General features: G+C 66.7%; 5 protein-coding genes. 1 reads left to right on the forward strand and 4 read right to left on the reverse strand.

All coding sequences use genetic code 11. From position 1 onward, the window contains the following. The first annotated feature begins 203 nt into the window (after window positions 1-203). On the forward strand, window positions 204-935 hold the full coding sequence (locus ABU113_RS16725) for a DUF1330 domain-containing protein (RefSeq protein ID WP_454560603.1): 732 nt from the start codon (window positions 204-206) through the stop codon (window positions 933-935). Between the two features lie 111 nt (window positions 936-1,046). Here the strand turns inward: ABU113_RS16725 and ABU113_RS16730 are convergent, their stop codons facing one another. From ABU113_RS16730 to ABU113_RS16745, 4 genes are all read right to left on the reverse strand, one after another. After that, entirely contained in the window at window positions 1,047-2,153 is a 1,107-nt protein-coding gene (locus ABU113_RS16730) for a class II histone deacetylase (protein WP_454560604.1), read from the reverse strand. A gap of 42 nt (window positions 2,154-2,195) precedes the next feature. Further along, window positions 2,196-4,472 (reverse strand): TonB-dependent receptor, encoded by a 2,277-nt coding sequence (locus ABU113_RS16735; RefSeq protein WP_454560605.1) that lies wholly within the window; start codon window positions 4,470-4,472, stop codon window positions 2,196-2,198. Between the two features lie 186 nt (window positions 4,473-4,658). Further along, complete coding sequence (locus tag ABU113_RS16740; protein WP_454560606.1) at window positions 4,659-7,388, reverse strand: LuxR C-terminal-related transcriptional regulator; 2,730 nt, start codon at window positions 7,386-7,388, stop codon at window positions 4,659-4,661. Between the two features lie 186 nt (window positions 7,389-7,574). Next, window positions 7,575-9,998 carry a TonB-dependent siderophore receptor gene (locus ABU113_RS16745; protein WP_454560607.1) on the reverse strand — a complete coding sequence of 808 codons (2,424 nt, stop codon included), beginning with the start codon at window positions 9,996-9,998 and terminating at the stop codon, window positions 7,575-7,577. Between the last annotated feature and the right edge of the window lie 427 nt (window positions 9,999-10,425).

The raw sequence follows: 10,425 nt of genomic DNA on the forward strand, positions 1-10,425 counted from the left end.
AAGGCATGGCCGAACTCAACCAACCCATGATCGAGGAGGAAAATCAGCCCCTACACATCACCGCCAAAGCCGCCTGACGATGGCCCACGGCCACAGCCGAAATTACACCACCTTGACGGACGCGACCTGGTCGTCCGTCTCGACGAGACGCAACCTGCTAACTCGACACTGGCAAGTGGGGCATGAAAGAGGGAGATTTACGCATGCGTGGTGGTCGATTGGTTGGCTCGATCCTGTTGAGCCTGGCTATCAATGGGCAGGCGATTGCCCAGCCGGTCCAGCCCGCCCAACCGGCTCAGCTCCAGCCGGCGCAGTCCGGCTATCTCGTGGTGAGCGGCTGGTACAAGGATCTGGCGGTCCAGCGCGTCTATACCGACGCGATGCGCAAGGTGATCCGCGACTATGGCTATCAGGGCGCCGTTGTGGCTATGCCGGTGGTCAATTCGCGTGTTCTTGAGGGGAACTGGGCGCCGCGCTTCATGATCCTCGCCCGGTTTCCGTCCGAGCAGGACGTGAAGCAGTTCTGGTGGAGCGATGCCTATCAGGAGGTCAAGAAGCTGCGTGTTGGACAGTCGGTGCTCGACGTCGCCGAAATCAACGGGCTGCCCGGTGTCGAGGCGACGTTCGGCCCCGAGAGCGCTTACCTGATTTTCTATGTCCGACTGACCGATCAGGCCCGATTCCTCAAGGAATATGCGCCGGTGGCGCCGGCCGTGGTCACGCGGCATGGCGGCAAGTTCCTGATCCGCGCCGGCCGTGGCGACATCGAGACGCTGGAAGGCGACTGGATGAACGCCAGCATGGTGGTGGTGGAATTTCCCTCGGCGCAAGCGCTGCGGGCGTTCTGGAACAGCGACGATTACCGTCGGCTGTCGGAAATCCGCAAGCAGACCGGTGACTGGTCGGTGGTCGAAATCCTGCCGATGAAACGGTGATCGCGGGTCGCTGTGGTGCGGCATCAATGAAAGAAAGGCCGCCGTCGGCGGTGCGACGGCGGCCATGGTGACGGCCGAAAGGGGTTGGCCGTCCAGTTCAACGGCAAGGTATCAGGGCAGGTATTTGCGGCGCACGGCGCTGGCGGCCTCGATGACGGCGGCCTGGCCCGGCTGGAGATCCTGGCCCGCCATGCCGGCGGCGAACGCCAGATAGGGATCCTCGATGCCGGAGCGCAGGCCCGACATCTGCTCGATCACCGCCAGGCCGCAGAACGGTACGTAATAGGGGCTGTAGCCGCCTTCGTGCGCCATCATCAGGCGGCCGTCGCACAGGTCGGCCGCCGCCGCCATCAGTCTGGCGGTGAGCGCGCGGTAGCCGGCCGAGTGCATCATCATCCGGCCCAGCGGGTCGAAGCCGCTGGCGTCGAAGCCCGAGGCAACGCAGATCAGCTGCGGCTTGAAGGCGTGGAGCGCCGGCAGCACCACCTGGTCGAAGGTCGCCTCATAGGCGCCGACACCCGAACCGGGGGGCAGGGGCACGTTGATGTTGCGGCCCTCGCCGGCGCCGGCGCCGACATCCGGCACCAGGCCGCGACCCTGCGGATACCAGTTGTCCTGATGCGCCGAGATGGTGAGCACGCGCGGGTCTTCATAGAAAGCGGTCTCGGTGCCGTTGCCGTGGTGGACGTCCCAGTCCACCACGGCGATGCGGTCAAGCCCGTGCACCGCCATGGCGTGGCGGATGGCGATGACCAGATTGCCGAAGATGCAGAAGCCGCGCCCCTTGTCGGCGTCGGCATGGTGGCCGGGCGGACGGACCAGCGCATAGGCATTGTCCACCTTGCCGGTGACCACCGCGTCCAGCGCCTCGATGACGCCGCCCGCCGACAGCAGCGCGATCTCGTAGCTGCCCCGGCCGACCTGGGTCAGTTCGCCGGCGTCACCGCCATAGGCGTCGCTCATCGCCTTCACCCGCTCGACATAGTCGGGCGTGTGGAAGCGCAGGATTTCCTCCAGCGTCGCATGGCGCGGCTTGATGCTGGTGAGCTGCTCGGTGATGCCGGCGACATCCAGCAGGTTCTTGAACCGGCGCTTGGTTTCCGGGTGTTCGTTGTGCATGCCGGGCTGCAACGGAAAGCCCGGGAAGATGAAGCCGGCGTGGTTGCCGGTGTCGTGCCACTGGTAAAGCTCGTGATAGACGAGGCCTGTCCTGGTCATGAAATGCTCCCAATGCAAGAAGGGTCCGGGGTCAATCGCGGCTCAGTATTTCAGCCCGAGCGTCAGGCCGTAGGTACGCGGCGGCCCGTAGATGTTGAGCACCCAGCCGAAGGCCGGCAGGTCGTTGACGTAGGTGCGATACTCGGACTTGGTCAGGTTCTTCACCCAGGCGGTCAGCGACCAGCGGTCGCTGGCGTCGGTGAGGCCGAGCTGGGCGTTGACGATCCAGTAGCTGTCCTCCCGGTTCGACGGCGCGTTGATCGCCTCCAGATATTGCGACGACCGGTAGCTGGCGTCCACCGCCACCGAACCGACCAGTGCGTCGCCGATCGGGTGCTCGTAGCGCACGCGCGGGCTGAACGTCCATTTCGGCGAGTTGACCGGTGAGAAGCCCTTGAGGCTGATGCCGCCGCTGCTGATGTCGCTCTTGATCTCGGAGTCGAGCCAGCCGAAGCCGGCGGCAATGTCGAGGCCGGCGACGGGCTGCCAGCGCAGGTCGAGTTCCGCGCCCCAGGTCTCGATGTTGGCGGCGTTGATGGTGACCGGCACCGGCGCGGTGTCGCTGTCGACGTTGATGAAGCCGTCGCGGAAATCGTAGCGGAACACCGCGCCGTTGAGCTGGAGCTGGCGACCGAACCACATCGACTTGAAGCCGCCTTCGTAGGCGGTGATGCTCTCCGGCGACAGCGAGGTGAAGGCGTCCTGCGAGGCGGCGAAGGCGGCGTTGAAGCCGCCGGAGCGGAAGCCGGTCGAGACGTTGGCGTAGAGCATCAGGTCATCGACGGTGTCGCTGGTGAGCACCGGCGACCATTCGACGCCGAGCTTGAACGAGGCGTCCTCGTCCTTGCGGTCGTCGCCGCCGGCGATGGCCGACGAGGTGGCGGTGGTGACCAGGATGTCGGTCGGGCGCTCGCGGCCGCCCAGGCCGGTAATGCCGGTGCCGGCCACGGTGCCACCGTCGATGCGGACCTTCTCCCAGGTGTAGCGCACGCCGGCAATGAGGTTCAGCGTGTCCGTGACGGCGATGTCGTTGTGGAAGAATACGGCAATGGCGTCGAGCTTCTGCCTGTAGTCCGTGAAGTAGCCGGCCGCCGCGCCATTGGCGATGGTGAGATAGTCGCTGTTGCGGAAGCTGTCGTGCTCGTAATAGGCGCCGAGCACATAGTTCCAGCGCTCGTTGCCCTTCGAGGTCAGTCGCAGTTCCTGGCTGAACTGGCTGATGCTGTTGTACCAGTAGACGTCGATGCCGTTGACCGGCGTGCCATCGGAGTCCTCGCGCTGGTTGCGGCGGAAGTCCTCATAGCCGGTGATCGAGGTCAGTGTCGCGTTGCTGAAATCATGCTCGATGCGCACCATGCCGCCAATCGAGCGGTTCTGCGTCTTGTGCGACAGGTTGTTGTTCGAGGTGTAGGGGTCGTCGTCACCGGGGTTGAGGCCATCGGTGCCACGCACGCAGTTGGCCGAGGTGCCGGTGACGGTGCCGGCAAGATAGTCGTCGCAGTAGGCGGGGGTGCCGGCGGCCAGCGAGTCGGGCGTGAAGATGCCGACGCCCTCATAGGGCACCTGCGAGGAACGGTCGCGGCCGTAGTGGAGGGAGGCGAGCACGGTGGTCGCGGCACCCGTCCAGGCGAGCTGGCCGCGCAGGCCGATCTTCTTCTCATAGCCTTCGCGCTCGCCGCGCGTCTGGTTGCGGTAATAACCCTTCGACTGATCGTTGATGAAGCCGGACAGGCGGGCGCTCAGGCCCTCGCCGAGCGGGCCGCTGACATAGGCCTCGGCGCGCACGGTCTCGTAGTTGTCATAGCCCAGCGTGCCGCCTGTGGTGAATTCCTCGGTCGGGCGGCGGGTGAAGAAATTGATCGAGCCGCCGGTCGTGTTGCGGCCGAACAGCGTGCCCTGCGGGCCTTTCAGCGCTTCCACCCGCTCGACGTCGAACAGCATCATCGTCGTCATGAAGTTCTTCGACATGTAGACTTCGTCGACATGCACGGCGACCGGCGAATCGAGGTTGGCCGAGAACTCGTTGATGCCAAGGCCGCGGATGTTGAAGGCGTTCTGGCCAAAGCCGTAGTTCACCTGCACGTTGGGGATGTTGCCGGCCAGTTCAGCGACGTTCTTCACGTTCATCTGGCCAAGTTCGTCGCCCGAGAAGGCCGACATGGTGATGCCGACGTCCTGCACCGACTGGGCGCGCTTCTGGGCGGTGACGACGATTTCCTCGATTTCCTGGGCGCCGGCGATGGCGGGCAGGACGGCGAGCCCGGCGAGCGTCGTGCCCCACAGCAACCCGGCACGCCGCTGGCGTGAAGTCATGACCATGATGTCTTTCCCCCTGAACTGGATGTGTTCCCAAGCGTCGCGCCGGCTGGTCTGCGCCATGACTCGTCGTGACGGTGCAGGATTCCCCGGCGGCTGTCCGGCGGGAACTGCTCGACCGGCGAGTGGGGGTGATTTTTCCGGTGGCGGCGCGCCGACTTGACTAGCCGAAAGGCTAGTCGCGGCGGGTCAGATCAGCGCCAGCGCCCTGGCGGCGGATACCGCCGCCGTGCGGTTCTCCACCGACAGCTTGCGGTAGATGTTGCGCAGATGCCATTTCACGGTGTGGGCGGTGAGCGACAGTTCGGCGGCGATATCGTCGTTGGTGCGGCCGCTGGCGGCCAGCCGCAGCACCTGGCGTTCGCGGGCGTTGAAGTCGTCGTGCCGGATCGCCGCCGGCAGGCCGGGCGCCGTCGATGCCGTGTCCGCCGGCGTCAGCAGGGCGAGCACCCGCGAGCAGAACTCCCGCTCCCCCGGCGTCAGTGCCCCGGTCTCGATCGCCAGATGCAGCAGGGCGCGCACGCTGTCGCCCTCGTCGGCGACCTGGCGCACCATCCCCTGTTCCTGCGCCAGCCGCACCAGCGCGCGCAGATGCTCCAGCGCCCGGTCGGCGTCGCCCAGCCGGTGGCGGGCCTGGGCCAGCAGCAGCGCGATCTCGACCGCGCGCTTGCGGCGCCCGGCGTGGACGGCGAGGCTGAGCAGCCGGTCCAGCAGGTCGGCCGCCGCCCGGTTGTCGCCGCGGACGAGCCGTGCGCGCGCCCAGGCCAGCGCGGCGAGGCAGGGCAGGCGTTCCCACGCGGCGCTGATGGCGGGCGCGGGGCCGTCCAGCTCGATGCCGTAGCGGCTGGCCAGCGTGTCCGCCGCGTCAAGCCGGCCCAGCCGCAACAGCAGGCGGATGCGCTCGTAGTCCGCCAGCACCAGGGCGCGCAGGCTGCCGCGCTCGTTGCGCTCCAGATGCCCCGCCAGCCGGTCGAGTGTCGCCAGCGCGCCCGCCCAGTCGCCGGTGCTGACCTGCAGGCGGGCGTAGGTGATGTGGGCCAGGCAGGCCATTTTGAGGTGGCCGACTTCCAGCGTCAGGCCCAGTGTGGCTTCCAGCAACCGCCGGGCGGCCGCGTTGTCGCCGCGCTCATAGTCGATGACGGCGCGGATGGTCTCCAGCATGGTCGGGTGGATGTAGCGGGCCGACGGCTGGCGGAAGCTGGGTTCGTTCCTCGCTTCGGCCAGGATGTCGGCGACCTGCACCAGATTGCCGCGCTCGATCTCCATCAGCGCGTGCAGGAAATAGGCGCAGGCGACCCCCAGCGACGAGCCGCAGCCACGATGAACGATACTGGCGGTGCGAAACGCCAGTGTTGCCACGTCGAAGCGGTTCAGCTCGCTCGCCGCGATGCCGCGCACATTGTGATAGACGCCCTGATAGAAGGGGGTGAGCCGGTCGGGCGCCACCTGGTCGAGCAGGGCGAGCGCGCGCGCCGGGTCGCCGCTGGCGCACACCTCGATGCCGGCGCGATGCAGCGCCAGTTCGTTGAGCAGCGAGGCCAGGTGTTCGGTGGGCAGCGGCCGCTCGGGCCGGCCCAGCAGATGCTCGGTATGGGCCAGCACCCTGGTCGCCTCGCGCTGCTGGAAACTGTGCCACCAGCACAGGCATTCCAGACTGCCGAGGCCCGGCCGCTCGCTGGCCAGCTCCGGCGGCAGCGAGCGCAGCCAGCGGGTGGTCTCGGGGATGTAACCGGCAAGGATGCGGGCTTCCGCGTGGGCCTGGGCGATCTCGGCGGCCATCGGCCGGTCGCCGGCGAGCAGGGCATAGCCCACCGCGTCGGCGCCCTCGCCGGCCTCCCGGCAGGCCAGCGAGGCGCGACGGTAGAGCGCCACCACGTCGCCGGGATGCTGCCGTCGCAGCGTGCCCTGGAGGAAATCCTGGAACAGGTGATGGTAACGGAACCACTGGCGGTCGTCGTCGAGCGCGACGATGAACAGGCTGGCGCGGTCAAGCTGGTCGAGGATGTCGGCGCTGCGCGGATTGCCGGTGACCGCCGCGCAGATACCGGCGTTGAAGCGGTCGAGAATCGAGGTCTGGAGCAGGAAGTCGCGCACCTCGTCGTGCTGGTTGTTGAGCACGGCGCTGGCGAGATAGTCGGCGGTATCACGGAAGGTGCCGGACAGCGCGGCGCTGAGGTCCTTGGCGCCGCGCGGCCCGAGCAGCGCGCTGACCATCAGTTGCAGGCCGGCGACCCAGCCCTCCGAGCGGCTGTGAATCTGCGCCACCTGGGCGTCGTCGAAGCTGAGATCGGGCACCTGACGCAGGAAGGAGGCGGTCTCGGCGTAGTCGAAGCTGAGATCGGCGGAGTCGACCGCGCGCACCATGCCGTCGAGGCGCAGGCGGGAGAGGTCCATGCTCGGCAGGTAGCGGGTGGCGGCGACCAGTTGCAGGTTGGCGAGGTTGGCGTTCAGCACCCGCTCGATCAGCTGTTCGGTGGGCGTCTGGCGGATCAGGTGCAGGTCGTCGAGGAACAGGCTGACCGGTTCGCCCGACTGTGCCAGTTCATGCACCAGGGCGGTGGCGATGCGGATGACATCGGGGTTGGCCGAGGTGTCGAGGTAGCGCAGCAGGATGTCGCCGAACGCCGGTCGGCTGGCCTGCACGGCGGCGATCAGGTGACGCGCGAAGCGGCCGGGGTGGCTGTCCTGGGGATCGAGCGACACCCAGGCGGCCACGCCGCCCTGCTCGGCGGCCATGGCATGCCAGCAGGCGAGCAGGCTGGTCTTGCCGTAGCCGGCCGGTGCGGTCACCAGCGTCAGGGGCCGGCGGTCCTGGCCACCGGCGGCGTCGGCGAGGTGGGTGCGCTGGATCAGGCGGCGGCGACCCAGCGGCGGCGTCAGTTTGGTGCGCACGATCAGCTGTTCGAGAAATTCCGCCATCGCTCGTGGTTGCCCGCCCCGTTCGCCATCTGGCCACCGCCGGCGGACACCGGCCCGCCGGACTCAAGGACGTGAACGTTGCAACGCGCCCGGCACGGGTGTCAATGTCCGGCCGCCAGACGGCAACGCGGGCGTCCGTGTCTCGACGAACGCCCGCGCGTGTGTTTCGAGCCCGAGGCGGCGACGTCAGAAGCTGTGCTTGAGCGTCAGGCGCCACTCCCGGCCCTTGCCCGGCAGCGCCGCCATGTTGACGTAGGTATCGGCGGCCGGCTGGAAGTAGCGTTTGTCGAACAGGTTGTTGATGTTGGCGGTGAGCTGGGTCCGGCCGACGGTGATGAAGGCCGAGACGTTGGCCAGCGTGTAGGCGGGGAACACCACCGGCTCGGCAAGCCGGGTCGCCGTGCTCGACACCCGGGTGATGCCGATGGTGCCGCCGGCCTGGCCCCAGGACCGCGGGTCGGTGATGTAGCTGCCGAACAGGCTCAACGTCGAGCGCGGGATGCTGCGCAGCTCATAGTCGCCGGCATAGCCGACAGCCGAGGTCGAGAAGTTGTACACGGCGTAGGTGCCGCCATAGGCGCGGTCACCGCTCAGGCCGGTGACATAGGCCGGGATGTAGATGAAGCCGGCGTCCGGCCCTTCGATGGTGGTCTTCTGCACGTTGCCGGCGAAGGTGGCGCTGAAGTTGTCGTTGATGAGCCAGCGTGCTTCCAGCTCGACGCCCTTGCCGGTGGTGGCGACGACGCTGTTGGTGGAGCTGAGCCGGGTGCGATTCTGCTTGTAGGCCGACAGCGCGCCCACCAGCGAGTGGCTGAACAGGTCGAACTTCAGGCCGGCTTCCTTGAGGTCGGAGTCCGACAGCCACTGACCGCGGCTGATCAGCACCGGCGAGATGTCGCCGGCCTGGCTGCCTTCCAGCGCCGAGCTCTTGGCGTAGGTGAAGTAGGGAATGAGGCCGATGCCCGACTTCAGGCTGATGCTGGCGTTGTAGGTGAAGTCGCCACCATCGGTCGCGCCGGTGATGATGGCGTTGCCGGTCCGGGCGCCGCTGTCGTGGGTGTCGAGGTCGTACCAGTCATAACGTGCGCCGAGCATCACGTTGACGATGTTGGCGAACGTCAGGTCGCTTTGCAGGAACAGGCCGCTGTCGGTCCAGCGACTGTGGATGTCGTTGTCCCAGCTGATCGCCGGATTGCGGAACGGATCGTCGAACACGTCGCCGGCGGTCGGGCCGTAGGCGAGGTCGCGACGGTCGATCGCCAGATAGCCCGAGTTGAAGCTTTCCTTGCGGGTGCCGTCATAGTCGCGATAGCCGGCGCCGACGGCGTGGCGCGACTCCAGCCCCAGCGCCGCGACATCGAGCGGGAACTCGACCGAGCCGCGCACCTCGAACACGCGGGCGTCATACCAGGCCGGGAAGCCGTAACTGACGAAGCGCTTGTTCTCCAGATCGTCGTAGAAGCCCTGCAGGCGCACCCGTGCCCGCTCGCCCAGCGCCTGGGTCAGGCCGAGGTAGAAGGTGTTGGTGCGGGAGTCGGAGAAGTCGGCGTCGCTGACGAACACCGTGCGTCGATCGAGCTTGGTGGTGCCAACGCCTTCGTCCAGCGTGAAGCGGGCGTTGGGGGTCGGCGTGTAGCCGAAATAGCCGGCCACCAGCGAGCCGCCGATCTCGGTGGGCGAGATGCGGCCGTTGCCGTCGGTGTCGGCGATGGTGGTGTCGCGGCCGGTGATGTAGGTGCCGCTGTCGATCAGCTCCTGCGTCAGGCGGTTCCAGCCCGGCGTCTGGATATAGCCTTCCGAGCGGTAGATCAGGCCGCCGAAGGTGAGGTTGAGCCGCTCATTGAAATCGAAATCGCCGGTGAGCTGGAAGATTTTGTGCTCGGGGTGAATGCCCCGGTAGAAACTGTCGGAATTCTCGTATTCCGCATAGGCCTGCACCGCGCCCTCGACCGTGCCCAGGGAGACCGGCACGCCGAGGTTGCCGGCGACGTTGAACTTGCCGTAGCTGCCGACCGTCGCCTCGACGTCTCCGGTCAGGCTGTCGATCAGCTGGCCGTTGGCCTTGCGGCCGCCCTGGGGCGTGATGTTGAGAAAGCCGCCGACCTTGCCGGGGCCGAAGATCGACGTCGGCGGGCCGCGCAGAATCTCGATCTGGCTCGCGGCCGCCAGCGGCGTCTGGTAGGTGCCGCGGTTCTCGATGCGCTTGAAGCCGCGATAGTAGGTCTCGGCCAGCGTGCCACGCAGGTTCACCGAGCCCTTGACGCCATAGAAGCTGGCCGTGAAGGCGCCCGGCGCGATGGCGATCAGGTCGTCCACTTCCTCGATGCCATAGCGCTGGATCGTCGCTTCGGAGACGAAGGTCGCCGCGCGCGGGGTTTCCACCAGCGGTTTGGACAGCCCGAACAGCGTTTCGCTCGGCGTGGTTTCCAGCAGGCCGACCTTGTCGCGGCCATAGACGATGATGTCATCGAGCTGTTCGGTCGGCGCCTCGGCGGCGGCGTCGGTCGTGGCGGACGCGCTCTGCGCCAGCGTGACGCCGGCCGGGCACATGACGGCGAGCGTGACGCCGGCGCTCAGAAAATGACGAAAAGCAACATGACGAGAAAACACGACGTAACCCCTGGTGCATGGATGTCGACATCCGGTGAGACATGGCGTCCGTGCGGCCGTCAGCGACGACGGTGACGCGAACGCGCGACGGGTAGGGGGCGTGGATGACGTCCGGATGAAAGTTACCCGACGATTTTCTGAACAGTTCGTGACATTGGGCACAAGTTGAGAATGCCGCTGCGGCGTCGGATTTGATTGTCCGAATGGATAACATCGGGTGGCGAAAATAATATCGTCTCGATAAAAAAAATGCGCGTTTTGCGGGTGTCGTCAAAAGCTCCTTAATCATTTCGAATCTACTGACCTGCCATGGAACTTTCATCCAGCCCTGACTAGAGCCTCGGCGGTTTTGGTTATGCCTTTCGGCGCCTTGTTTGCAATGGGGTCAGGCATGCCTGACCCCATTGCAAAAGTCGTTTTGGCGTAG

The sequence above is a fragment of the Parapedomonas caeni genome (genome assembly GCF_041060555.1).
In the GTDB taxonomy this organism is placed as follows: domain Bacteria; phylum Pseudomonadota; class Alphaproteobacteria; order Sphingomonadales; family Sphingomonadaceae; genus CAUJIW01.